General features: G+C 54.7%; 19 protein-coding genes and 1 pseudogene. 4 read left to right on the top strand and 16 right to left on the bottom strand.

Features of this window, described 5'->3' with window-relative positions; translation table 11 throughout:
• Positions 1 to 9: 9 nt before the first annotated feature.
• From infB to FG166_RS03980, 7 genes are all read right to left on the bottom strand, one after another.
• Positions 10 to 2,349 (bottom strand): translation initiation factor IF-2, encoded by a 2,340-nt coding sequence (infB, locus tag FG166_RS04010; RefSeq protein ID WP_035430788.1) that lies wholly within the window; start codon positions 2,347 to 2,349, stop codon positions 10 to 12.
• Between the two features lie 4 nt (positions 2,350 to 2,353).
• The gene (locus FG166_RS04005; protein ID WP_003681928.1) at positions 2,354 to 2,677 is read right to left on the bottom strand and encodes a YlxQ-related RNA-binding protein; all 324 of its coding nucleotides are present in this window, start codon (positions 2,675 to 2,677) and stop codon (positions 2,354 to 2,356) included.
• Positions 2,670 to 2,972 carry an RNase P modulator RnpM gene (gene rnpM, locus FG166_RS04000; RefSeq protein ID WP_003681930.1) on the bottom strand — a complete coding sequence of 101 codons (303 nt, stop codon included), beginning with the start codon at positions 2,970 to 2,972 and terminating at the stop codon, positions 2,670 to 2,672. The genes FG166_RS04005 and rnpM overlap by 8 nt, the downstream gene beginning before the upstream one ends.
• Before the next feature lie 36 nt (positions 2,973 to 3,008).
• Positions 3,009 to 4,235 (bottom strand): transcription termination factor NusA, encoded by a 1,227-nt coding sequence (gene nusA / locus FG166_RS03995; protein WP_003681932.1) that lies wholly within the window; start codon positions 4,233 to 4,235, stop codon positions 3,009 to 3,011.
• Positions 4,236 to 4,254: 19 nt separating this feature from the next.
• Complete coding sequence (gene rimP, locus FG166_RS03990; protein ID WP_003681934.1) at positions 4,255 to 4,734, bottom strand: ribosome maturation factor RimP; 480 nt, start codon at positions 4,732 to 4,734, stop codon at positions 4,255 to 4,257.
• A 152-nt stretch (positions 4,735 to 4,886) separates the two neighbouring features.
• Positions 4,887 to 7,976 (bottom strand): carbamoyl-phosphate synthase large subunit, encoded by a 3,090-nt coding sequence (gene carB, locus FG166_RS03985; RefSeq protein WP_003681936.1) that lies wholly within the window; start codon positions 7,974 to 7,976, stop codon positions 4,887 to 4,889.
• Positions 7,969 to 9,039, bottom strand: a complete 1,071-nt coding sequence (locus tag FG166_RS03980; protein ID WP_003681938.1) for a carbamoyl phosphate synthase small subunit — start codon at positions 9,037 to 9,039, stop codon at positions 7,969 to 7,971. Before FG166_RS03980 ends, carB begins: the two co-directional genes overlap by 8 nt.
• Before the next feature lie 244 nt (positions 9,040 to 9,283).
• Here FG166_RS03980 and argC point away from each other — a divergent pair, with 244 nt between their 5' ends.
• The 4 genes and pseudogenes from argC (at position 9,284) to FG166_RS03960 (ending at position 13,458) form a co-directional block, all read left to right on the top strand.
• Positions 9,284 to 10,309, top strand: coding sequence for an N-acetyl-gamma-glutamyl-phosphate reductase (gene argC / locus FG166_RS03975; protein WP_035430790.1), 1,026 nt, complete (start codon positions 9,284 to 9,286; stop codon positions 10,307 to 10,309).
• 26 nt (positions 10,310 to 10,335) lie between these two features.
• Positions 10,336 to 11,538: pseudogene (gene argJ, locus FG166_RS03970) on the top strand (bifunctional glutamate N-acetyltransferase/amino-acid acetyltransferase ArgJ).
• A gap of 9 nt (positions 11,539 to 11,547) precedes the next feature.
• A complete protein-coding gene (gene argB, locus FG166_RS03965; RefSeq protein ID WP_003681943.1) occupies positions 11,548 to 12,294 on the top strand; it encodes an acetylglutamate kinase in 747 nt (248 codons plus the stop codon).
• A 12-nt stretch (positions 12,295 to 12,306) separates the two neighbouring features.
• Positions 12,307 to 13,458 carry an acetylornithine transaminase gene (locus FG166_RS03960; protein ID WP_003681944.1) on the top strand — a complete coding sequence of 384 codons (1,152 nt, stop codon included), beginning with the start codon at positions 12,307 to 12,309 and terminating at the stop codon, positions 13,456 to 13,458.
• A 122-nt stretch (positions 13,459 to 13,580) separates the two neighbouring features.
• On the opposite strand, the gene FG166_RS03955 is transcribed toward FG166_RS03960, so the two are convergent.
• The 9 genes from FG166_RS03955 to rpsB all read right to left on the bottom strand — a co-directional run bounded on the left by FG166_RS03955 (position 13,581) and on the right by rpsB (position 25,931).
• Positions 13,581 to 17,924 carry a PolC-type DNA polymerase III gene (locus tag FG166_RS03955; RefSeq protein WP_003681945.1) on the bottom strand — a complete coding sequence of 1,448 codons (4,344 nt, stop codon included), beginning with the start codon at positions 17,922 to 17,924 and terminating at the stop codon, positions 13,581 to 13,583.
• A 139-nt stretch (positions 17,925 to 18,063) separates the two neighbouring features.
• Positions 18,064 to 19,785, bottom strand: coding sequence for a proline--tRNA ligase (locus FG166_RS03950; protein ID WP_015638806.1), 1,722 nt, complete (start codon positions 19,783 to 19,785; stop codon positions 18,064 to 18,066).
• 33 nt (positions 19,786 to 19,818) lie between these two features.
• Positions 19,819 to 21,090, bottom strand: a complete 1,272-nt coding sequence (rseP, locus tag FG166_RS03945) for an RIP metalloprotease RseP (RefSeq protein ID WP_003681949.1) — start codon at positions 21,088 to 21,090, stop codon at positions 19,819 to 19,821.
• A 21-nt stretch (positions 21,091 to 21,111) separates the two neighbouring features.
• On the bottom strand, positions 21,112 to 21,900 hold the full coding sequence (locus FG166_RS03940) for a phosphatidate cytidylyltransferase (RefSeq protein ID WP_003681950.1): 789 nt from the start codon (positions 21,898 to 21,900) through the stop codon (positions 21,112 to 21,114).
• Positions 21,901 to 21,916: 16 nt separating this feature from the next.
• On the bottom strand, positions 21,917 to 22,690 hold the full coding sequence (locus FG166_RS03935) for an isoprenyl transferase (RefSeq protein ID WP_003681952.1): 774 nt from the start codon (positions 22,688 to 22,690) through the stop codon (positions 21,917 to 21,919).
• A gap of 126 nt (positions 22,691 to 22,816) precedes the next feature.
• Positions 22,817 to 23,377, bottom strand: a complete 561-nt coding sequence (frr, locus tag FG166_RS03930; protein WP_003681953.1) for a ribosome recycling factor — start codon at positions 23,375 to 23,377, stop codon at positions 22,817 to 22,819.
• Positions 23,377 to 24,102 (bottom strand): UMP kinase, encoded by a 726-nt coding sequence (gene pyrH, locus FG166_RS03925; RefSeq protein WP_003681954.1) that lies wholly within the window; start codon positions 24,100 to 24,102, stop codon positions 23,377 to 23,379. Before pyrH ends, frr begins: the two co-directional genes overlap by 1 nt.
• An 80-nt stretch (positions 24,103 to 24,182) precedes the next feature.
• Positions 24,183 to 25,061: a translation elongation factor Ts gene (gene tsf / locus FG166_RS03920; RefSeq protein ID WP_003681955.1), complete on the bottom strand. Its 879-nt coding sequence runs from the start codon at positions 25,059 to 25,061 to the stop codon at positions 24,183 to 24,185.
• Positions 25,062 to 25,151: 90 nt separating this feature from the next.
• Positions 25,152 to 25,931 (bottom strand): 30S ribosomal protein S2, encoded by a 780-nt coding sequence (rpsB, locus tag FG166_RS03915; RefSeq protein WP_003681957.1) that lies wholly within the window; start codon positions 25,929 to 25,931, stop codon positions 25,152 to 25,154.
• Between the last annotated feature and the right edge of the window lie 70 nt (positions 25,932 to 26,001).

The raw sequence follows: 26,001 nt of genomic DNA, 5'->3' as shown, positions 1-26,001 counted from the left end.
GCTCCTCCTTTACTTAACCGGAACTTCTTTCATGTGGTAAGCTTCGATGACGTCGTTTTCTTTGACGTCGTTGAAGTTCTTGATCGTCAACCCACATTCAAAGCCCATCTTAACTTCCTTAGCGTCGTCCTTGAAGCGCTTGAGTGAGCCCAATTCGCCTTCGTAAATGACCACGCCGTCACGGATCAGGCGGACCTTGGCGTCGCGGGTGATCTTACCGGAGACAACCATCCCCCCGGCAATCGTCCCGATCTTGGACGCCTTGTAAAGTTGCCGCACTTCAACTTGACCCAGCACTTCTTCTTCGTAAACTGGTTCCAGCATCCCCTTCATGGCGTCTTCAACTTCTTCGATCGCGTTGTAGATCACCCGGTGTAAGCGGATGTCGATGTTGTTAGTTTCGGCTTCGGACTTCGCCAGCGGAGTTGGGCGAACGTTAAAGCCGATGATGATGGCGTTGGAAGCTTCGGCCAGGGTAACGTCTGATTCAGAGATCGCCCCAACGGCCTTGTGGATGATGTCGACCCGCACGCCGTCAACCTGGATCTTTTGTAGGCTTTGGGCGAGGGCCTCAACGGACCCTTGCACGTCGGCCTTGATGATGATCGGCAGGGACTTCATTTCACCCTTCTTCATCGTGTCAAAGAGGTTGTCCAGGGTCACGTGACTAGTGCGGCGCCGCTTTTCGTCTTCGGCCCGCTTAGCCCGTTCTTCCCCGGCGGCCCGGGCCGTCTTTTCGTCGTCAAAGACAACAAAGTGGTCCCCGGCTTCCGGCACCCCGTTGAGCCCGGTAATTTCGACTGGCGTCGATGGGGTGGCGTCCTTGATCCGCCGGCCGTTTTCGTTGGTCATCGTCCGGACCCGACCAAAGGTGTCGCCGACCACGATTGGGTCCCCTACGTGCAGGGTCCCTTGTTGAACCAAGAGGGTGGCTACGGACCCCTTCCCCTGGTCGAGGCGGGCTTCCACCACTGCCCCAGCGGCGTTTTGGTCTGGGTTCGCCTTTAATTCCATCACTTCGGCTTGCAGCAAGATCATGTCGAGCAATTCGTCGATGTTCTTGCCGAACTTGGCGGAAACCTTGACGTAAATCGTGTCCCCACCCCAGTCTTCTGGGATCAGGCCGTATTCGGTCAGTTGTTCCGTGACGTGGTCCGGGTTAGCGCCCGGCTTGTCGATCTTGTTCACGACGACGATGATCGGCGTGCCGGCTGCCTTGGCGTGGTTAATGGCTTCGATCGTTTGTGGCATCACCCCATCATCGGCGGCCACCACTAGAACGGTGATGTCGGTGATGTTGGCCCCACGCGCCCGCATTTCGGTAAAGGCGGCGTGCCCTGGGGTGTCCAAGAAGGTGATCAACTTGTCGTTGTACTTAACTTGGTAGGCCCCAATGGCTTGGGTGATCCCGCCGGCTTCGCCTTCGGTCACGTGGGAGTGACGAATCTTGTCTAGCAAGGTCGTCTTCCCGTGGTCAACGTGCCCCATGACCGTCACAACCGGTGGCCGGTCGGCGAGGTTGGCGTCGTTGTTGATCCGTTCGTCAAAGAAGTGGTCTAAGTCGGCTACGTCGACTTGGACCTTTTCCTTGGCTCTGATCCCGTAGTCGGCCGCCAAAATTTCAATCGTGTCCGCATCCAGGGATTGGTTTTGGTTCACCATCACCCCTAACATGAAGAGCTTCTTGATGATTTCGGCTGGTGACCGGTGCAAGATCTTCCCGAGGTCCTGGGCGTTCATGCCGTTCGTGTATTCCAATACGTCCGGCAGCGGCCGATCCTTGCGTTGGGTTGGGGCCTTAGGAGCCGTGTCGCGCAGGCGTTGGTTACCCTTGTTACGGTTCTTCTTCTTGTTGTTCTTCTTACCCTTTTTAAACCAGTGTGCACCCTGACCTTGACCGTTGTTATTGTTCCGGTTAGTGGCTTGGCCACCCTGGTTGTTGTTGTTTTGGTTCCGCTTTTGGTTCCGCTTTTGGTTCCGCTTTTGGTTGCCGCCGTTACCGTTAGCATTAGCGGAACCGTTATTGCTGTTGTGGCGGTTATTGTTGCCGTTGTTGTTCCGGTTCCCCCGGTTGTCGCGGTTCTGGTTGTTTTGGCTGCCTTGGTTGGCCGGACGGCTGGCTTCCTTCTTCGCCGGGGCCGACTGGTGTTCTTGGACCTTTGGTGCCGGCTTAACAGTAGCTGGCTTACCCGCCCCCTTGGCCATTGAACGCAGCTTGTTGGCTTCGTCGGAAGTGACGGAAGACATGTGGGTCTTAACGTCCATCCCCTCCTTTTTGGCTAAGTTAACCAGGTCCTTGCTTGGCATTTTGAGCTCTTTAGCTAATTCGTAGATTCTTTCTTTGGCCATACGCTCACTCTCCCTCATTTAGTTTGGTTGTTAATTGATGGATTTTCTTTGCAAACCCTGCCCCGGTAATTCCCACGATCGTGCGCGCCTGGCCGATTGCCTGGCTAATTTCCAGCCGGGTAAAATCGTTAACCACCCGCACTTGGTGGGTTTGACACTTATCGGTCACCTTTTTAATGGTTGCCTGGCCGGCGTCACTTGCGAGCAAGACAATCCGCACCTGGTCTTTTTGAAGGGCGGTTAAGACCATCCCTTCACCAGTCACTAGCTGTCCCGCGCGCCGGGCAAGCCCGAGGAGGTTTAAAATTTGCTGACGCTGATTAATCATTCTTACCGAACAGCTCTTGGCGTGCTTGTTGGTGATCAGCGTATTGAATTAACTCATCGTAAAATTCGTCAGTGAGCGTTACGCCAAAGGCCTTGTCAAAGGTCCGTTCCTTCTTAGCCTTTTGGGCAACCGCTACGCTCACGGCAACGTAGGCACCCCGCCCCGGCTTTTTGCCGGTTGGGTCAAGCGATACTTCGTTTTCCTTGTTCTTGACGACCCGGATTAATTCTCGCTTGGGCACCATTTCTCCGGTCACGATATCCTTACGCATCGGTATTTTTTTCTTTTTAACCATTTTTTCACCCCGTTGCTTTCTTGATAAGGATTAAGTCTAGTCTTCGTCTGCGAAGCTGTCAGCGGCTTGGTCAAGCTCTGGGGCTTGGGTTGGCTGCTCTACAACTTCTGCTGCTGGTTCTGGTTGCGCTTCTTCCAGGGCCGCCGCTTGGGATGACGACTTGATGTCGATCTTGTAGCCGGTCAGCTGTGCGGCTAAGCGAACGTTTTGCCCCCGCTTACCGATCGCCAGTGACAGTTGGTCGTCCGGTACGATCACGGTGCAACCACGGTGGATCCGTTCCTCGTGTTTGCGACCGTTTTCGTCGACGCTAGCCGGTTCATCGACTTCCCCGTTGTTTTCATCGAAGAGCACCCCTTCGACTTCGGCCGGGTTCAGGGCGTTGCGGATAAATTCTTCCGGCGCCTCTTCGTACTTAACGATGTCGATGTTTTCGCCGCCCAGTTGGTTGACGATCGCCTGAACCCGGGTCCCGCGTGGTCCCACGCAAGTCCCGACTGGGTCAACGTTTTCGTCGCGGGAGAAGACGGCCACCTTGGCCCGGTCACCGGCTTCACGCACGATCCCCTTAACTTCCACGATCCCCTGTTGAATTTCCGGCACTTCCTTTTCAAAGAGCCGCTTGAGCAGGTCCGGACTGGTCCGGGAAACGAAGACCAACGGCCCGCGGGCGCCGCTCTTGTCGTTGACCCGGGTCACGTAAACTTGGATCCGGTCGTGCACCCGGTAGTGCTCGTTTGGCATTTGGTCATGCTTGTTCATGGCCGCTTCCACACCGTCACCGAGGTTGACGTAGATGTAGCGTTCGTCTTCTCGTGAGACTTCCCCTTCGACTAAATCATCCTTTAACTTGTTGTACTTGTCAAAGATGATGTTTCGTTCTTCGTCCCGTAGCTTTTGCAACACCACGCTCTTGGCGGTTTGGGCAGCCAGACGACCGAAGTTGCGCGGCGTCACTTCTTCTTTGAAGATATCACCCAGTTCGTAACCGCGGTTAACCCGCAATGCGTCGGCCAAAGAAATTTCTTCCACGTCGTTAGTGACTTCTTCAACCACCGTCTTAGCGGCGTAGACCTTAAATTCACCGGTCCGGTCACTGATTTCGACTTCCACGTTGGCCGCGTTGTCTTCGTAATTCTTTTGGTAGGCGTTGGCCAGGGCGTCCTTTAAGGCCTCAATGATGACCTCTTTTTTGATTCCCTTTTCCTTTTCCAGGATGTCCATCGCGTCGAGTAGTTCTACCCGGTCTTCCTTCTTGCTCATTTTTCGACTCCTTCAACTCTTAAAACTTAATCGCTAAGCGGGCCTTGGCAACCTTGTCCCGCGGGATTACAACCTGCTTTTGGCGGGTTTTATCCATGTACTCAATGGTTAACTCATCCGGGCTCAATTGGCGAAGATACCCTTCAAACACCTTGTGGCCGTCAATTTGTTGGTACAAAGAAACGTTCACGTATTGGTCAAGGGCCCGTTGGTAGTCCACTTCTTTTTTCAGCGGCCGTTCAGCCCCTGGCGAAGAAACTTCCAAGAAGTAGGCCTGGGGGATCGGGTCTGGATCGGCGCTGTCCAGTTGTTCGCTCAACTGGTCGCTGACAAGGGCACAATCTTCCAGCGTGATGCCGCCTTCCTTATCGATGTAGACCCGCAAATACCAGCTCTTGGCTTCCTGGACGAATTCAACTTCGTACAGTTCAAAGTTGTGTTCAGCTAAGATTGGTTCCACCAGTGCCGTTACGGTCTCGACTACAGTCTTATTACTCATCTCGTCACCTCCCGTTTCATTACAATAAAAAGAGCGAGCATTTCTGCTCACCCCCTCAACGAGTTATTTCAAATACTAATATACCATTCTTTGCCCGCCCTGACAAGCTTGGCGACCAGCGATCTCTTTTCAGGGCTAAATTTTAGTCCTTTTTATAAATTAACCAGCGGCGCCCCCACCCTGCTTAACGACATGATTTCACTAAGGCTGGTGGCCGCCGTAAAGAGGGGCACCCCGTTACTCAGGGCGTAGTAGTTCAATGGTGCTATCGTGGTTTGCGCTTCGTCATCATTAACCACTGCCCAGACCCGTTGGTGTTCCAGCGTTGGCAATTGCTGGCTTGCCCAGACCTCGACCCGGAGCCCCGCTTGTTCAAGTTGAGCCCGTAATTTAGAGTTAGTAGCGGCAACTGGGTCAAGTAAGACGATTTGACCCTTCACCGGCGTTACTAAGCCATAACTATTAGCAAGCGCCTTGGCCAAAGCTACGGCCGGGCTTTCATCAATTCCAATTGTTTCCCCAGTTGACTTTATTTCCGGCGCCAACCGGCAAGTAAGTCCGGCCAACTTAGCAAAGGAAAAGACCGGCGCTTTGACGGCGAAGTGGTTACTTGGGGTTGCTAAACCACTTGGTAAACCTAAGTCGACCAAGGTTTCACCCAGGATTAGCCGGGTAGCTAGCTTGGCTAAGTGATACCCAGTCACCTTACTCATAAACGGTACCGTCCGGCTGGCCCGCGGGTTGACTTCAATCACATAGACCCGGTCGGCAACGATGAATTGAATGTTCATCATTCCCAGACAGTGGACCCGTTGACCAATTGCAATCGCAGTTTGAACAATTTCTTTTTGCTGGGCTGACGTCAGGCGAACTGGTGGGTACAGGGCCATCGAATCACCCGAGTGAATCCCGGACCCCTCCAAATGCTCCATGATCCCGGGGATCAAAACGTCGTGACCGTCGCTTAAGATGTCGACTTCGCACTCAAGCCCAGCTACGTAGTGATCAATCAGAACCGGTTGGTTGGGGGCCGCCTTCAGGGCCTTGTTGACGTAGGTTACCAATTCGGTTTCGTTTTCCACGACCGCCATTGCCCGACCACCCAGCACGAAGCTTGGCCGCACCATTACCGGATAGCCAACCACCGGTGCAATCACCTTGGCCTCGGCTAAATTGAGCGCCGTGGCCCCCTTTGGTTGGGCGATTCCAGCGTCCTTGAGTAATTCCTCAAACTGGTGGCGGTCCTCGGTCTGTTCAATCCCCTGGAGTGAGGTGCCCAGAATTTTAACCCCCCGTTTAACCAGTTCCTTGGTCAGGTTAATGGCCGTTTGACCCCCAAACTGAACGATCACCCCGCGTGGCTGCTCTAGGTTGACCACGTTCATGACGTGCTCAATCGTCAGCGGTTCAAAGTAGAGTTTGTCGGAAATTGAAAAATCGGTCGAAACCGTTTCGGGATTGTTATTGATAATGATCGCACGGTAGCCGGCCTCTTGAATCGCTTGAACGCAGTGGACGGTCGTGTAATCAAATTCGACCCCCTGACCAATCCGAATTGGACCAGAACCAAGCACTAACACACTATTACCCAGTGGCTGACTCTCGTTATTGCCCGGGAAATAACTGCTGTAATAGTACGGGGTCGCACTAGCAAACTCCCCGGCACTGGTATCAACGGTCTTGTAAACCGGGGCTAACCCCGCACTTTTAGCTAGCTGCTCAACGGTCGACAACGAACATCGGAGCGCACTGGCGAGCATGGCGTTGGTAAAGCCAAACCGCTTGGCACTAACCACTACCTCTCCCCCCTGCGATACTAATTCCCGCTTTAGTTGCCAAATGTGGGCCAGCTTGTGCAAGAAGAAGGGGCTGATCTTGGTCCATTCCGCTAAGTCAGCGGTTGAATAGCCCCGTTTAAGGGCGACGAAGAGCTCAAACAGTCGCAGGTCAGTTGGTGATTTAAGAGCTGCCACCAATTCCTGGTCGCTTAGCTGATCATCGTTAGCCGGCAGGAGGCTCGCCTGAACCCCAGGGTCAATTTCCAGCGAGTCAATTGCCTTTAAGAGCGCCTCTTCAAAGGTTAGACCGATGCCCATCACCTCCCCGGTTGCCTTCATTTGAGTCCCTAAGTGGCGATCGGCTCCACCGAATTTGTCAAAGGGGAAGCGCGGTAACTTAACAACTACGTAGTCGAGGGCTGGCTCGAAGGCAGCGATTGTGGTCTGGGTAACCGGATTGGTGATTTCACTCAAGTTAAGGCCAACGGCGATCTTAGCGGCAATCTTGGCGATCGGGTAGCCAGTCGCTTTGGAGGCGAGGGCCGACGAACGGCTAACCCGCGGGTTAACCTCAATCACGTAATAATCATCACTAATCGGTGACTGGGCCAGTTGAACGTTGCAGCCCCCTTCAATCTTTAGGGCGGCCACGATCGCTAGGGCTGCTGACCGAAGCCGTTGGTACTGAACATCCGGCAGGGTTTGGTTGGGCGCCACTACGATTGAATCACCGGTGTGAATACCGACCGGGTCGAAATTTTCCATGCAACAAACACTTATCTCGTCCCCGTTGGCATCGCGCATTACTTCAAACTCAATTTCCTTTAAGCCGGCGATACTTTGCTCAATCAGGCATTCCGTAACCGGCGACTGAGCTAGCCCCCGTTTAGCAATCAGCTCAAGCTCTTCCTGGTCGTTGGCGATCCCGCCTCCGGTTCCCCCAAGAGTGAAGGCCGGTCGAACGATTACTGGATAGCCCGCTTCTTCGGCAAACTGACAAGCTGCCTCGACAGTGTGAACGGTTAGGCTCGCCGGCACCGGTTGCCCAATCTCCTCCATTAACTGCTTAAATTGCTCTCGGTCTTCGGCCTCCTGGATCGTTTGTAAATCGGTGCCTAAAAGAGTGACGCCGAACTTCTTTAAGACGCCGGCTTGGTCGAGCTCGATGGCCAGGTTCAGACCGGTTTGCCCGCCCAGGGTTGGCAAGAGGGCGTCGGGGTGCTCCAGTTCAATAATCTCGGTTAATGACGGTACCGTCAGTGGCTCCAAGTAGACTTGGTCAGCAATTTGATCGTCCGTCATGATCGTAGCTGGATTGGAATTGACCAAGACCACCTGATAACCCTCTTCCTTAAGGCTGATGCAGGCCTGGCTGCCAGCGTAATCAAACTCAGCGGCTTGACCGATCACAATTGGTCCCGACCCGATCACTAAGATCTTGTGTAAATCCGTTCTCTTAGGCATTGACCGCCACCCCCGTTTCCATTAACTGTTTAAAGTGACTGAAAAAGTTCCGGGCGTCGTTTGGGCCCGGCCCGGCCTCTGGGTGAAACTGGACCGAAATGACCGGGTCGCCAACCAAGGTTAGCCCCTCTACCGTGTGGTCGTTGCCCTCAACGGCAGTTACCTTTAAGCCGGTCTTCTTGAGGCTGGTGGGATCAACGGCATAGCCATGGTTTTGACTGGTCATGATCGTTTGCTGTGAGGCCAACAGCGTCACCGGGTGATTAGCCCCCCGGTGGCCAAAAGGCAGCCGATAAGTGGTTGCACCATTAGCTAGGGCTAACAATTGGTGTCCCAAACATATTCCCGCCAGCGGGTAGTCGTGTTCCAAACCTCGAATTAGGGGTAAGACCGCCTGGTAGTCCAGCGGATCGCCGGGACCGTTTGAAATCAAGACCCCGGCCGGGTTGAGCTCATGGACCTCGGCGACCGCCGCCGATGGTGGTAAGACGACGACTCGACACCCACAGTCCACTAAATTATCAATAATCCCCTGCTTCACCCCAAGATCGATCAGGGCAACGGTCAGGTTGGCTGTTGGGTCCGTAGCACCAGCGTTTCGAGCGGGAAGTTTCTGCTGGCCGACCAACCGGCTATATAAGTTCGTAAACTCAGTTGGGGTCACCAGCTGATTAACTAGCAGGGTCTTAACGGTGCCGTCTTCGCGTAAGTGCATGGCAATCGCCCGGGTGTCAACACCCTCAATTCCCGGCACGTGATGGTCGACTAACCAAGCATCCAAGGTCTGGCCAGTCGGTCCCGGTTCGTTTTCGAGCTGACGGACGATCACGGCACCAGCGGTCACTTGCTTGCTTTGACTTTGGCCGGGCCAAATACCGTAAGTACCGATTAGGGGGTTAGTAAAGGTTAGTAGTTGGTTTAAGTAGGATGGATCGGTCAGGGATGCTTGGTAGCCAGTCATGGCGGTGTTAAACACCAACTCTCCGGCCACTTGCGCCCCCAGGTCCCCAAAGGCGGTCCCCGGGTAGGTGGTCCCGTCCTCTAAGATGAGGTATTTATTCATTTTAACGGCTCCTTTATTCGTGTTATGTGTATAAATATTTAGTGACGATCATAACGCCCTTTCACTCGCCACGCAAGGAGTAATTTTGAAATAGCGGAATTTATTGGTTATTTATGAATATTTAACGTATTTTATCCGTATTTTCTGGATAAAAATAAAAAAGATCTTGCTAATCCGGTCACTACGTTGTAGGCTGTTAGCAATCACAAAAATTTATAAAACTTGCATAAAAGAGATGAAGAAGATGAAAGTTGCCCTAATCGGGATCACCGGCTACGGCGGGATGGTCCTCTACCAAATGCTTAAAACCCACCCGGGGATCGACCAAGTTGATCTCTACGCCCGCCACTTGTCTGGCCCGACGCCCTTGAATCAGTTGGTCCCTAATTTATTTGATGACCAACCGGTGTACCCCTATGACAGCCAAAAAATCTTAGCTAACGACGGGGCGGTCTTTTTTGCCACCCCAGCCGGTGTCACGAAGACCGCTGCCCGACCATATTTAACCGCCCACTTCCCAGTAATCGACCTCTCTGGCGACTACCGACTGAAAAACGGGGCCACCTATGAGAAGTGGTACCACCAATCCCCGGCCGCCACCGCCGACCTCAAAGTCGCCCACTACGGTCTGACCGACTTCTGTGACGCTACTGACGAGAATTTGATTGCTAACCCAGGTTGTTACGCAACGGCGACCCTCTTGGGCTTGGCACCACTCATCATCGACCAGCTGATCGACCTTGATACCATTGTGGTAGACGCCAAGTCGGGAACCTCTGGCGCCGGCAAAAAGCCGACGTCAAGCACTCACTTTACTCAGGTTAATGAAAACGCCCAGCTGTATAACGTCAATCACCACAAGCACATCCCCGAAATTGTTCAACAACTGCAAGCTTGGGATCCGGCCGTTCATGCTATCCAATTCAGCACCACCCTCTTACCGATTACCCGCGGAATCCTAGCGACCATTTACGCTAAACCCAAACCGGGCGTTAACAAGGATCAGGTGGTGGCTGCCTTTAAACAAACCTACGCGACCGACCCCTTTGTCCGTTATACCGGTGAAAACTTACCCACCATTAAGCAAGTGGTCGGTACCAACTACTGCGACCTGGAGGTCTTGTTCAACGAGCGCGCCAACACGATCATGGTGGCCAGCGTAATTGACAACCTGATTAAGGGCGCCGGTGGCCAGGCAATCCAAAACTTCAACCAACGTTTTAACTTCGCACCGACCGCTGGTTTACCGACGGCTCCCCTCCTGCCGTAGCTTCAAAAGAGAAAGGAATTGTTACCATGACTAAACACGAAATTAACACCTTAACCACTTTCACTTGGCCCAAGGGTTTTTATGCCGACGGGATACACGCTGGTCTGAAGGAAGAAAAAAAGGACCTGGGCTGGCTATATTCCAAGGTGCCGGCCGCTGCCGCCGGGGTCTACACCACCAACCAGTTCCAAGCCGCCCCGACCAAGCTAACGAAGCAAACCGTCAACTTGGCCCACCAACTCCAAACGGTGGTTATGAACAGCGCTAACGCTAATTCTTGCACCGGGCCCCAGGGCATGGTTAACGCCAAAACAATGCAACACCTAGCAGCCAAGAAGCTGGGCTTAACCGATCAGTTGGTCGGCGTGGCCTCAACTGGGATCATCGGCGAACCACTACCAATGGATAAGATCACAAACGGGATTAGCCAACTCAGCCTAACCAAGTCCGCCGCCGTGACCGAGGCGGTTTTGACCACCGACAAGCACCCCAAGTCGATCAGCGTCCAGTTTGAGTTCAATAACGAACCAGTCACCGTGACCGGCTTTGCCAAGGGGTCGGGAATGATCCACCCCAAGATGGCGACCATGCTAGGCTTTGTGACCACCGACGCTAAGATTGACGGGGTGGCCCTACAGCAGCTGTTAAACCAGCAGGTTGACGAAACCTTCAACCAGATCACGGTTGACGGCGACACCTCCACCAACGACATGGTACTGGTCTTGGCCAACGGGATGGCCCAAACCTCACCAGTAACGGCAGATCCGGCTGGCTACGCCCTCTTTGCCGCCGCCTTCCACCAGGTGCTGAGTTTCTTAGCCAAGTCGATTGCTAAGGATGGCGAAGGGGCGACCAAGTTAGTCGAAGCCGACGTTTTGCACGCCTACAACCACGACGAAGCCCAAATGGTGGCTAAGGCCATTGTCGGCTCTAACCTGGTCAAGGCCGCCATCTTCGGCGAGGACCCGAACTGAGGGCGCCTGATGGGGGCAATTGGACAAACCAAGGCCCACTTGGACACCAACCACGTTGACGTTTGGCTCAACGACCAACCCGTCGTCAAGGACAGTCAGGCCTATCTGATTGACCCACAGGTGGTTGCCAGCCACCTCCACGAAAACCAGGTAAACGTTAAAGTCGACCTCCATAACGGCAAGGCGCTCGGCCAGGCCTGGGGGTGTGACCTGACCTACCAGTACGTCAAGATCAACGCCTCGTACCACAACTAGGAGGGGCTTATGACAGAGACCATCGTTATCAAAGTTGGCGGCCACGCCAGTAAACTCTTAGACGACCAGTTCTACCACCAACTTGCCAAGTGGCGCGCCCAGGAAAAACACGTCTTGATCATCCACGGCGGCGGACCCCAGATTAGCCAGTGGCTGGACCTGATGAAGCTGCCTAACCACAAGGAAGACGGGGTCCGGGTTTCCACCCCAGCCTGCCTAGAAGTGATTCAAGCCGTCTTATTAGGGGTGGTTCAACCGGCCCTGTGCCACCAGTTGACCACTCACCACCTCCCCGTGGTTGGCCTAAACACTAACGACCACCACTTACTAGCTGGTAATTACCTCGACCAGCCCCACTTTGGTGAGGTCGGCCAGATCACCGGGGTCAATCAGGCATGGCTGGACCAACTTCTGACCAACGAAATTGGCGTCTTAGCCCCGTTGGCCCAAACAGCCAGCGGTCAACTCTTAAACGTTAACGCTGACACGGCCGCCGCCGAAATTGCCACCCGACTTGGCGCCAGCAAGCTCGTCCTCTTAACCGACGTGCCCGGGGTCTTAAAGGCTGGCAAGGTCTTGCCACGCCTTGATCAGACCGGTGCCAACCAACTCTTCGCCCACCACCAAATCACGGCCGGTATGATGCCGAAACTAACCGCCGCTTTTTCCGCCCTAAAGAGGGGCGTTGCTAACGTTTCAATCACTAATGACCTCACCCAGTCAGGGACCGCCCTGGCCCACCAGGTCAGCGCTTAAAAGGAGCAGCCCATGAGTAATATTTTTAATACCTACAACCAATACCCCATTGACATCGTTGCCGGCCACGACTGGCACCTCACCGATAAAAACGGTCAGACCTACCTTGACTTCACCAGCGGGATCGGGGTTTGTAACTTTGGCTACAGCAACGAGCAAATCACCGATAACGTTTTCGAGCAAGCCACCAAGATTTGGCACACCTCTAACCTTTACCAAAGCCAATTGACCGAAGATGTCGCCGGCCTCCTTGCCGGTCCCGACAAGCTAGCCTTTTTCTGCAACTCGGGCACCGAGGCTAACGAGGCCGCAATGAAGTTCGCCCGTAAGACAACCGGGCGCTCCAAAATGGTCACCTTTCACAACAGTTTCCACGGTCGGACTTACGGGGCGATGTCCTTAACCGGTAACGAGGCGATTAAGGTTGGTTACGCCCCGCTGGTCCCGGACGTCACCTTTGGCGATTACAACAGCAATTCGGCCCTCTCCTTAATTGACGACCAAACCGCCGGCGTGATCTTGGAAGTCGTCCAGGGCGAAGGTGGGGTCATCAACGGTAAGCCAGACTGGTTGACCAAGGTCCAAACCGCCTGCCACCAAGCCGGCGCCCTCTTGATTATCGACGAAGTCCAAACCGGGATCGGGCGGACGGGCAAGAAGTTCGCTTACCAGCATTACAACCTGAATCCCGATGTGGTCACGGTCGCCAAGGGAATCGGCAACGGTCTGCCACTCGGGGCGATGCTCGGCAAAAAGAAGTTCGCCGCCACCTTTGGCCCCGGTTCGCAAGGGACCACCTTTGGCGGCAACAAACTTTCCTTGGCAGCGGCCAAGGGGGTCTTACAGCAGCTAACCCCGTCGTTTTTAGCGATGGTTGACGAAAAGGCCGCCAGCGTTTGGAACTACCTAAATGAAAAGATAGACACCCTGCCGGCGGTCGAAAGCATCTCGGGTTTCGGCTTGATGATTGGCGTTCACCTAAGCCCGGTGGTCGACGTCAATGACGTCATCACCCAACTGCAAGCAAAGGGCCTCTTAACCCTGTCGGCCAAGCACAACACTCTTCGCCTCTTGCCACCTTTGGTAATGACCGAACACGATCTAAAGAAGGGGCTGGACATGATTACGGATGTCTTAGAAAGCGCTGTAACTACGACTGCTTAAACAAAAAGAGACGATGACAAATTTGCCATCGCCTCTTTTTTATTCGCAGATATTAATGTAGTCGCTAACCCTTGCCTTAGCTTAGCCAGCCGACCCGCCGAGGAGGTTAGTTGCCACTCCCATTACAACATGTCAAACAAGGACAGCTGGTTTTCGTCTGGGAGTTGGTCTAAGACGTGGTTGACGGTCATAAACTCGATCAAGGTCTTGGAGACCTTCCCCCGTTCGGAGAGGTCTTGCTTGGACAAGAAGGGCTTTTCCTCCCGGGCGGCCACGATCTGCTTGGCAACGTTGATCCCCAGTCCCGGGATCGCCCGGAACGGCGCAATTAGGGTGTCGCCATCAATTAACCAGTCGGTGGCGTCGGAGCGTTCGATGTCGACCATCTTAAACTTAAAGCCCCGCTCCAGCATTTCGTTAGCCAGCTCCAGGATCGTCAGCAGTGACTTTTCCTTGGCCGTGGCTTCGTTGCCCTTGCTGGTAATTGCTTGCATCGCTGACTTAACGGCTTCCTTGCCGTGGCTCATGGCGACGACGTCAAAGTCATCGGCCCGCACCGAGAAGAAGGCGGCGTAGTAAACCAGCGGGAAGTAGACCTTAAAGTAGGCAATCCGCAGGGCCATCAAGACATAGGCGGCCGCGTGGGCCCGCGGGAACATGTACTTGATCTTCAAACACGAGTCGAGGTACCACTGCGGCACGCCGACTTCGGTCATCTTCTCTTGCCACTCTTCGGGGATCCCCTTTCCCTTACGGACGTGTTCCATGACCTGGAAAGAGGTTTCCGAATCCAACCCGTAGTGGATCAAGTCGGTCATGATGTTATCCCGGCACCCGATCACGTTGGCAATCGTGGCGGTGCCGTTTTTAATCAGTTCCTGGGCGTTATCGAGCCACACCCCGGTCCCGTGGGAGAGCCCGGAAATTTGCAGGAGTTGGGAATAGTTTTGCGGGTGGGTGTCTTCTAGCATCCCCCGCACAAAGCGGGTCCCAAATTCGGGCAGCCCGAGCGTCCCGGTCTTGGAGTTGATCTGTTCTTCGGTCACCCCGAGCGCTTCGGGGCTGGAGAAGAGGCTCATCACCCCGGGGTCGTCCATCGGGATCGACTGCGGGTTGATCCCCGACAGGTCCTGGAGGGCCCGGATCATGGTTGGGTCATCGTGGCCCAGGATGTCCATCTTCAAAATATTGTCGTGGATCGAGTGGAAATCGAAGTGGGTCGTTTCCCAGGCCGCCGATTGGTCGTCGGCCGGGTACTGAACCGGCGTGAAGTCGTAAATTTCCATGTCGTCGGGCACGATGATGATCCCGGCCGGGTGCTGGCCGGTCGTCCGCTTGACCCCGGTCGCCCCGCTGGCCAGCCGGTCCTCTTCGGCGCCGCGGAACTGAACTTCCTTGTCACGTTCGTAGGCCTTGACGTAACCGTAGGCGGTCTTATCGGCGACCGTCCCGATCGTGCCGGCCCGGTAAACGTTATTTTCACCGAACAAGACCTTCATGTAGTTGTGGGCGATCGGTTGGTAGTCCCCTGAGAAGTTCAAATCGATATCCGGAACCTTATTCCCCTTAAAGCCCAAGAAGGTTTGGAAGGGGATGTCGTGGCCGTCACCAATCATCTTGGTCCCACACTTCGGGCAGTCCTTGTCGGGCAAGTCAAAGCCCGAGGAGTATTCCCCCTTGGTGTAAAAGTGCGAGTACTGACAGTTCGGGCAGCGGTAGTGCGGCGGTAGTGGGTTAACCTCGGTAATCCCAGACAAAGTGGCGACCACACTGGAGCCGACCGACCCCCGTGACCCGACCAGGTAGCCGTCCTTAGTTGACTTGGCCACCAGCCGCTGGGCGATCAAGTAGTGGACCGAGAACCCGTTGGAAACGATCGAGTTCAGTTCCAATTCAACCCGGTCCTTAACCAGTTGCGGCAGCGGGTCACCGTACCATTCCTTGGCCGTCGTCCAGGTCCGGTCCTGAATTTCTTGTTCGGCCCCCTCCATGTGCGGCGGGTACAAGCCGGCCTTAACCGGGCGGATCCCGTCGTCGACCATGTCGGCAACCAGGTGGGTGTTATCAACGACAATCTGCTTGGCGACGTCCTCGCCCAGGAAGGAGAAGAGGTCGAGCATCTCGTCGGTGGTCCGGAAGTGCACGTCGGGGCGCTCGGTCCGGTTCAAGGGGTTGGCACCCCCCTGGGAGTTGATCAGAATCTTACGGTAAATGGCGTCTTCGGGGTTAATGTAGTGGGCGTCCCCGGTGGCCACGACCGGCTTATTCAGGGCGCTACCGAGTTTTACCATGTTCTTTAGGATGTCTTCTAAGTGGGCCTGATCCGTGATCACGCCACTCTCTAACAGTGGAGCATAATTAGGCTTGGGCTGGACCTCGATGTAATCGTAAAATTCTGCCAACCGTTTGGCCTCGCCGTAACCCTTTTGCATCATGGCGGTGAAGACTTCCCCGTCGGCACAGGCGGTCCCGAGCAAGAGCCCCTCCCGGTAGCGGTTCAAAACCGAACGCGGAATCCGGGGTACCCGGGCAAAGTACTCGACGTTGGACAAAGAAACTAGCTTGTAAAGGTTCTTCAAGCCAGCCTGGGTCGCCGCCAAGATGGTGACGTGGAACGGCCGGGCGTGGCGGTAAGCCCCGTTGTCAGTCATATGCTTGTTCAAGTCGTCGACGTAGGTCACCCCGTAGCGCTCCTCGGCGTCCTTTAAAAAGATCGCCAGCAAGTGGCCGGTGGCTTCGGAGTCGTAAGAGGCCAAGTGGTGGTGCTCCAAGGAGACCTTAAAGCGCTTGCTCAGGGTGTTCAAGCGGTAACCGCGAAAGTCCGGGTGCAAGAAGCGGGCCAGCGGCAAGGTGTCGATGACCGGCTGCTTGATTTGCCCCATCCCGTGCCGTTCGTAGGCCACGTTCATAAAGCCCATATCAAAGGAGACGTTGTGCCCGGCTAACAGCGAGCCGTCCGCAAAGTCGTCAAAGAGCTTGAGGACCTCTTCTTCGGTCTTGGACCCCTGCACCATGTCGTCGGTGATCGAGGTCAGGGCGGTCGTTTGTTCCGACAGGTGGAAGCCCGGGTCGATGAATTGGTCGAAGTGGTCTAAGACCTCGCCATCTTGCATCTTGACGGCCGAAACTTGGATGATCCGGTCGTAGATGGCCGACAGCCCGGTCGTTTCAATGTCGAAGATCACGTAGGGCTGGCCCTTGAGCGGCAGGTGGTTTTCGTTATAAACCAGCGGCACCCCGTCATCAACCACGTTGGCCTCGACGCCGTAGAGCATCTTAATCTTGCTTTCGTCCTTTTTCCCGTCGTACGAGGAGCTAAAGGCCTCCGGGAAGCCCTGTAAGCCGGCGTGATCGGTAATGGCGATCGCCGGTTGGCCCCACTTAATCGCCTGCTTAACGTATTCGCCGATCGTGTTGGTGGCGTCCATCGTCGACATGGTGGTGTGGAGGTGTAACTCAATCCGCTTTTGGTCGGCCGGCGCCGTGTCCTGGCGTTCCTGGTGGGAGACCTCGTTAATGTCGCGGGCGTTAATCACCAGGTCGCGCATGTAGGTGTCTTCTTGCACCGAACCGCGGACCTTGACCCACATCCCCTTTTCCAGGGCGGCAAAGAGCGGCTTATTGGTCCCCCGCCGGTCGGAGAACATCTTAACCGAAAACGAGGAGGTGTAATCGGTAATCTCTAGGATCAGGATCTGGCGCTCCGAGCGCAGTTCCTTGATCTCCTTGGCAAAGACGTACCCTTCGACGACCACCTGGCTCTCCTCTTCGGTGATCGTGGCCATCCGGGTCACCTGATCGTTCGGCCCGAGCTTTCTGCCGATCACAATTGGGCCGTCGGGGGCCGCACTGGCGGTCGCCTGTTTCTTTTGCTTGGCTTGTTCGATCTGGGTGCGGGCCTGTTTAACCAGCTCCTCGTCGGCCTTTTGTTGCTTGGCCTTTAATTCCTCAATCTTGGCTTGGGACGCACTCTGGTCGACCAGGGTGTGGATATGAAAGGCCGGAAAGCCCACCTGCTGGTAGCCCTCCTCGATCTTGCCTAGGAGCTTGGTGGCAAAGATCTGTTCGACGGCCTCGTTTTCCATCAGCAGGCTCACCCGCCCGTCGTCGAGCTCCGGCGAGGTCTTTAAGCAGATTTCCTGGGCCATCGGCGAATTGCCGGCCACCATCCGGACCACGTAAGGCCAGTAGTCGCTAATCAAGTTTGGGACCAGCTCCCCTTGGTCGGTCGTGATCTCAAAGCGGACCTGGGCCTTGGCCAGTTGGTGAAAGGAAACCGCCGTTTTTTGTTCCAGCTGGGTGAAGACGGCTAGCGGCAAGACCTCCCTTAAGTGAAGGTGCAACTCCCACACCCGTGACTGCTGGTGAACCACCACTTGGTCAATCGCCCCGCCCGTTAAGTGGGAGTCGGCATAGTCAATTTGCTCCAGTAACTTTTCAAACTGTTCCTGTTTGCTTAGGGCCACAAAATCCCTCCTCTTTCTAACACGCCGTCAGGGCGCACTCTTTCAAACGTTTGTTCGCAAACTAAATTCTAACATCTTACTGGGTGAATGCAAGAAAAAACAAAAGTGGCCGGTGAAATCCCCGAACCACTTTCGCTTGTTATTCAGCCGTTTGCTTAAGCAAGATGGCGATGTTGGTGGCCAATTCTTCCTTGTGCACTTCCAAGGTTTCACCGGTCTTGCGGATCTTGATTTCCACGATCCCTTCGCCGGCCTTCTTACCGACCGTGACCCGGATCGGCACCCCGATCAAGTCGGCGTCGGCAAACTTGACCCCGGCCCGTTCCTTGCGGTCGTCAACGAGGACTTCGTAGCCGGCCTCTTCTAGGTTGGCCGTAATTTCTTCGGCCATGGCCATCTGGTCTTCCTTCTTGGCGTTAACTGGAATCACGTGGATGTCAAACGGTGCCACGGCTTGCGGCCACACCAGCCCGTTTTCGTCGGCGTTTTGTTCGGAAATGGCGGACAGCAGGCGGGAAACCCCGATCCCGTAGCAACCCATGATCATCGGCACGTCGCGGCCATTTTGGTCCAGCACCGTCGCCCCGAAGACCTCGGAGTAGTGGGTCCCCAGCTTGAAGATGTGACCAATTTCGATCCCGTTGGTGAACTTGATTGGTAAACCGTCCGGCGCCGTTTCACCTTCTTGAACGGTCCGGAAGTCGCCAAACTGATCCACCTTAAAGTCGCGGTTGAAGTTGGCGTTGATGTAGTGGTAACCATCGTCATTAGCACCCAGGGCCATGTTAATCATCCCCTGCAGGTGTTGGTCAGCCAGGATGGTGACGTCTTCTTTGACCCCGATCGGTCCCAAGGAGCCCGGGTGTGCGCCTAGGTACTTTTCGGTGTCTTCTTCGGAGGCCATCAACAATTCTTCGCAGCCCAGGTAAGAAGCGACCTTGGTTTCGTTAACCTCGTCGTTGCCCCGCATCAGAACCATCACCGGCTTAAGCTCTTCGCCTTCAAACTTGGCTAAGAAGACCATGCTCTTTAAGATTTGGCTGGCTTCCAGGCCCAGGCTTTCGGCGGCTTCGTCAACCGTGTGGGCGCCCGGGGTCGCCTTCTTGGTCAATTCGGCCTCTTCACCGATTTGCTTCGTCGGGGTGAACTTGGTGGTTGCCTTTTCCAGGTTGGCGGCGTAATCGCCGTCCGTGTAGGCAATCACGTCTTCACCAATTGCGGCCGGGGCGGAGAATTCTTGGGAGTTCTTGCCCCCCATCGTCCCGGAATCGGCTAAGATCACCTTGTAATCAAGGCCAATCCGGTCAAAGATGTTGCGGTAGGCCTTAGCTTGCAGATCGTAAGCCTGGTCTAAGCCGGCTTGATCGGCAGAGAAGGAGTAACCGTCGAGCATTTCAAATTCCTTGCCCCGCAAGATCCCGTAACGCGGCCGGTCCTCGTCGCGGTACTTATCTTGTAGTTGGTAAACGACCAGCGGCAGCTTCTTGTAGGAGTGGATGGCGTCACGCAGGATGGAGGTGACCGTTTCTTCGTGGGTCGGCCCCAGGATGAAGTCGCGTTCCCGGCGGTCCTTTAACTTAAACAGGTTGTCCCCGTATGCCTCGTAACGGCCAGATTCCTTCCATAAGTCGGCCGGCAAGAGTCCCGGCAGGAGCATTTCGACCGCCCCGGCCTTGTCCATTTCCTCGCGGATGATTTGTTCAATCTTACGGATGACCCGGTAGGCCAACGGCAAGTAGGCCCACACCCCGGCGGAAACTTGGTAGATGTAGCCCGCCCGGACCATCATCTTGTGGGATAAGACTTCGGCGTCTGCCGGTGCTTCCTTTTGGGTTGGAATCAGCATCTGTGACTGCTTCATAAATCGATTCTCCTTCTTCTTCAAAAAAATTTGTTAATGGATAAAGTAGCGTTGAATGTCGTTATAGGTCACAAGGACCATCAGGATCATCAAGAGGGCAAAGCCAGCCAAATTCAAAATCCCCTCCACTTTTTCGGGAATTGGCCGGCGAATGATGCCTTCGACAATGTTTAAGAGGAGCTTCCCCCCGTCTAAGGCCGGGATCGGAATCAGGTTAACGATCCCTAGGTTAATCGACAGCATCGCCAAGAAGGCGAGGATGCCGTTAATCCCTAACGAGGTGGCCGGCGAGGTGCCGGCGTAAATTGCCACCGGCCCCCCCAGGTCGTTTAAGCTAAAGCCGTGCGTAATCATGTGGCCGAGCACCGCAAAGATCAGGGTGCCGGCGGTGATAAATTGGCGCCAGCCGTAGTTAATGCGGGCGACCGGATCAAACTTCTCCTCTTCTCTGATCCCGATCATCCCGACCGTTTGGCTCCCCTGTTTGGTGGCCTTAGGCGTCACGGTGGTGTGGTAGGTCTTGCCATCGCGCTGGTAGGTAACGGCGAGCTTCTTCCCCGGGTTAGGGGAAATTGCCTGGGAAATATCGTTCCAGGTGCTGACCTTGGTCGTCGCCACCCTGGTAATTTTATCGCCGCTCACCAGGCCGGCCTTGGCAGCCACCGAATCCTTGGTCACCCCGCCCAAAACGTTGGAGTTGGTGGGGATCCCGCTCAGGGTAAAGCCCAGGATGATGAAGACCAGCAGGGACAAGATGAAGTTGTTCATTGGCCCGGCAAAGTTGGTCATCATCCGTGCCGGTAAGCTGGCCGATTGGAACTGAACGTCCTTGGGGGCGATCCGCACCTCGGTCCCGTCCCGTTCGACGATCGTCGCGTCGTGATCAACCGGGTAGGTCTTGACGGTTTCTTCATCATCATTTTCGTACCCGGAGATGATTAACTTATCCTCCAGGTCGCTGTCAACGATCCGCAGCGGAATCCCCTCCAACAGGGTTTCCTTTTCGCTGGCGTTGATCAGGGTCACCTTGCCTTCCTCATTGGTTTGCAAGGTCACCGGCGTCCCGGGACGGAGTTCGTCTTCATCTTCATCGGCCCCGGCCAGGCGGACGTAGCCCCCAAGCGGCAGGATCCGGATGGTGTAGGTCGTCCCGTTTGAACGCCGCCACCAAACCTTGGGCCCCATCCCAATCGAAAACTCGCGTACTAAAATCCCGGCCCGCTTGGCAAAGTAGTAGTGGCCGAATTCGTGAACGAGCACCAGGATTCCGAAGACAATGATAAAAGTAATGATGGTGATGATCAAAGAATCACTCCCTTCGCTAGACTAGAGAATGCCCAGCAGCGCCATGGCCGGCAAGACCAGTAGCATGGAATCAAACCGGTCCAAGATCCCCCCGTGCCCGGGCAGGATCTTACCGGAATCTTTGACCCCATAGTACCGTTTGAGGGCCGATTCGACCAGGTCGCCGAACTGACCGAGGATTGACAAAAGCAGGGTCAAGACGATCATGACCGCTAAGTTGTCGTAACCAACCGGGAAGAAGGTCAAGTAGACGGCCAAAATGACGGTCGCCGCTACCGTCCCTAAGACGGACCCTTCCCAGGTTTTGTTGGGGCTGACGTTCGGGGCTAACTTGTGCTTACCAAACTGGCGTCCAAACAGGTAGGCCCCGGAGTCGGTTAACCAGACAATTAGCATCCCGTACAAGAGGGTTTGGAAGTTGACGGCCCGGGCAACGGTAAAGGCGTTAAAGCCCATCCCGATGTAGAGCATCCCGAGGGTCAAAACCCCGGCGTCGTCAAAGTTAAACCGTTGCTTACGAATGACGGTGTGTAAGAGTAGAAGAGCCACCATTACGTAAACCAGGGTGAGCCGGCCAATTTGCTCCGGCAAAAAGTCCAGCCAGGTCTGGGGCACGATCATCGCCGCCACCCCCAGGTAGGAAATAATCGCCTCAAAGGAGATCAAAAACATCTTCTTCATCAAGAGCAGTTCGCTCATGGCGACCATTCCCAAGACGATGGCAGCCAGCATCAAAGGCCAGCTACCGACGATAATCAGCGGGATAAATACAATTAAGGCGATCACCGCCGTAATAACCCGTGTTTTCAAATACGTTACCTCGTTTCTACTTATTATTTAAGCCACCGAAGCGTCGGTGACGAGATTGGAAGGTGGCCAAGGCCCGTTTGAGGGAGTCACCGTCAAAGTCGGGCCAGTGTTCGTCAACAAAGACTAATTCGCTGTAGGCCGCCTGCCAGAGCATAAAGTTACTAAGCCGTTCTTCCCCGCTGGTGCGGATAATCACCTCGGGGTCGGCGAATTGACCGAGCGGCGCCGTCATCATTTCCCGGGAAATCAACTCCTCGGAAATGGCGTCCGGGGTCAGCTCCCCAGTGGCGACTCGCTTTGCAACCGCCTGGGTCGCCCGAACGATTTCGTCACGCCCGCCGTAGTTTAGGGCGAAGTTTAAGACCATCCCGGTGCAATCCTTGGTCGCATCCAGGGCGCCTTGCACCGCCTTTTGGGTCCCCGCCGGCAACTTGGTGGTGTCACCCATCACCATCACCCGGACGTTATGGGCCACCAGGTCCGGGACAAAGGTATTAAAAAAGCGGATTGGCAGTTGCATCAAGAACTTGACCTCAGTTGAGGGGCGTTTCCAGTTTTCCGTTGAGAAGGCGTAGAGGGTTAAGGCTTTAATCCCCAGGTCGCTAGCGGCCATGGTTACCTTTTTGACCGTCTGCATTCCCTGTTGGTGGCCGGCCACCCGCGGGAGGTGGCGGGACTGGGCCCAGCGCCCATTGCCGTCCATGATAATGGCAACGTGGTGCGGAACCCGGCTCCGGTCTAACACCGGCTCACCAACCGGTTCCACTTGTTTTTGTGAATCCATCTTCATTCTCCATTTCAGAAAATTTTCGCATCATCAACATCTTACCAGATATTAGGGCGGGGGGCTACTCACCTTCGTAACGAAAAAAGCCCGCCGGCCACCCCGCGGGGTTAGCTGGCGAGCCAAAACTGCTTAGCCTTCCAACAGTTCCTTTTCCTTGTCAGCGGCGATTTGTTCCAGGTTCTTGATACCGGCGTCGGTTTCTTCTTGGACCTTCTTTTCCAGGTCGTGGAATTCGTCGTCGTTGAAGTCGCCGTCCTTGTTCCCCTTCTTGAGGTCGTCCATCGCTTCCCGACGAACGTTACGAACGGCCACCTTGGCCTTTTCCATTTCCGCCTTCACGTCTTTAACCAGTTCCTTACGACGGTCTTCGGTCAGTTGCGGAACCACCAGCCGAATCGTTTCCCCGTCGTTTTGCGGCGTCAAGCCGAGGTTAGATTCGTAAATGGCCCGTTCGATGTCCTTTAAGGTCGTCTTGTCGTACGGCGAGATCAACAGTTGGCGGGCTTCTGGGATCGTGATCGATGCCAGTTGGTTAAGCGGCGTCGGGGCGCCGTAGTATTCAACCGTTACCGTGTTTAAGAGGCTCGCGTTGGCCCGGCCGGCCCGAATGTCGGCTAAGGTCCGCTTCAAGGCATCACCGGACTTGGCCATCTTTTCCTTTGCTTCTGCGAGGATTTCTTTTCCAGTCATTATTTTTCCCCCTCAATCGTGGTCCCAATCTTATCACCGCGAACCACTTTCAAAATGTTACCAGGCGTGTTCAAGTTGAAGACGACTAGCGGAATGTCGTTGTCCATCGAAAGGGTCGAGGCCGTGGAGTCCATGACGTTCAAGCCCTTTTCGATGATGTCCATGTGGGTCAGTCGTTCAAACTTAACGGCGGATTCGTCCTTGTTTGGATCGGCGGAGTAAACCCCGTCAACGCCGTTTTTAGCCATCAAGATGGCGTCGGCGTTCACTTCGGCGGCCCGCAAGGCAGCGGTAGTGTCCGTTGAGAAGTACGGACTCCCCGTCCCCCCCGCGAAGATCACGATCCGGTTCTTTTCCAGGTGCCGGATGGCCTTGCGCCGGATGTATGGTTCAGCGATTTGACGCATTTCAATGGAAGTTTGGACCCGGGTTGGTACCCCGATCCCTTCCAGCGCGTCTTGAAGTGACAGGGCGTTCATGATCGTCCCGAGCATCCCAATGTAATCGGCCTGGGCACGTTCCATCCCCAGCTTTTCACCGGTGATCCCGCGCCACATGTTACCACCACCGACAACGATTGCTACTTGAACTCCCAGGGCGTAAACTTCCTTGAGTTCCTTTGCCACCGTCTTTAATTCCGGGGGGTTGATCCCAAAGCCTTGGTCACCGGCGAGGGCTTCCCCACTTAACTTCAATACTACTCGCTTATATTTTACGTCAGCCATTCCATATCCTCCTGGTCTGGGTCCTGTTTTTCGCACAAAGGGACGTACGAAATTGTACGCCCCCCACGGTCAACCGATAATTACTTGTTCAGTTGTTCTTTGATTTCTTCAGCCAGGTTAGTTTGCTTCTTTTCGATCCCTTCCCCAACTTCGTAACGGATGAAGGACTTGAGCTTCCCGTCCTTGGAATCAACGTACTTTTCAACCGTCAGGTCTGGGTCCTTAACAAAGTCTTGGTCTGCCAAGCAGATTTGGGAGAGGAACTTGTTGAGGCGGCCTTCCACGATCTTGTCAACGATGTTAGCTGGCTTGCCTTCGTTCAAAGTTTCTTCCTTGAAGATGCCGCGTTCGTGTTCCAGGCGTTCGTCGGAAACTTCGCTGCGGTCGAGAAATTCTGGGTTAACGGCAGCAACGTGCATTGCAACGTCCTTAGCAGTTGCTTCGTCAGCGCCTTCAACCACCGTTAAAGCGGCGATCCGGCCACCTTGGTGCAGGTAAGCACCAAAGTTTTCGTTGTCGTTCTTTTCAACGATCGTGAAGCGACGCAGGCTGACCTTTTCACCGGTCTTTTGGGTGGTGGCGATCAGGTCATCGTTGAGCGTCCCGTTAGCCGTCTTCAATTCCAGGGCGGCTTCCACGTCGGCCGGCTTGTTGTCAACGATCAGGTTAGCAACATCCTTCAAAACGGCCTTGAACGGGTCGGAAGCGGCCACGAAGTCAGTTTCGGAGTTCAGTTCAACGATCGCAGCGGTGTTACCCTTCACCACGATGTCAGTCAAACCTTCAGCGGCGATCCGGTCGCTCTTCTTAGCGGCCTTAGCGATCCCCTTTTCACGAAGGTAATCCATTGCCTTGTCCATGTCACCTTCACTAGCAACGAGGGCCTTCTTGGCGTCCATGATCCCGGCACCGGACTTCTTGCGCAGTTCCATCACTTGCTTTGCACTAATTTCAGCCATTAGAATCTCTCCTTAATTTTCAAAAAAGGCCGCTTTGCACTCAGGCCAGATAGGTCCTTTTGCAAAACAGCCTAAGTATTAACTATTTTGTTAGTCGTTGCCTTCGACGCTGTTCTTCAGATCTTGTAAGGATTCGTCAGAAACTTCTTCAGCTACGTCTTCTGCAGGGGCAACTTGTTGGTCGTCTTCGCCTTGCTTGCCTTCGATAACGGCGTCAGCCATCTTGGCGGTGATCAGACGAACGGCCCGAATTGCGTCGTCGTTAGAAGGAATGATTACGTCGATGTCGTCTGGGTCGGTGTTCGTGTCGACCATGGCAACGATCGGGATGTGAAGCTTTTGGGCTTCCTTAACCGCAATTTGTTCCTTGTGCGGGTCCACGATGTACAATACATCTGGGATCCGTGGCATGTCTTCGATCCCGCCTAAGAAGCGTTCGAGCTTTTCGCGTTGCTTAGTTAAAACAGCAACTTCCTTCTTTGGCAGACGGTCAAAAGTACCATCTTCGGCCATCTTCTTGAGTTCCTTGAGACGGCTGATCCGGGATTGGATCGTCTTCCAGTTGGTCAAGGTACCACCTAACCAGCGGTGGTTAACGTAGTATTGACCGGCACGCGTAGCTTCTTCTTCGATAGAATCTTGGGCTTGCTTCTTGGTCCCAACAAAGAGAACCACCCCACCGTCGGCAGCCACGTCTTTAACGTAGTTGTAGGCAGTGTCGATCATCTTAACGGTCTTTTGCAGGTCAATAATGTAGATCCCGTTCCGTTCCGTGAAGATGAATGGCTTCATCTTAGGGTTCCAACGACGAGTTTGGTGACCGAAGTGGACACCGGCTTCAAGCAATTGCTTCATGCTAACAACAGGCATAAATAATCCCTCCAAATAGTTTTTTCCTCCCCATTCACTCGCACGGCTTGGGCACCAATTGGCACTTCCC

Origin of the sequence: Limosilactobacillus fermentum, assembly GCF_013394085.1 — a bacterium.
Lineage (GTDB): Bacteria > Bacillota > Bacilli > Lactobacillales > Lactobacillaceae > Limosilactobacillus > Limosilactobacillus fermentum.
The sequence above is the reverse complement of the archived record's forward strand: the minus strand, read 5'-3'. Positions and strand labels throughout refer to the sequence as shown.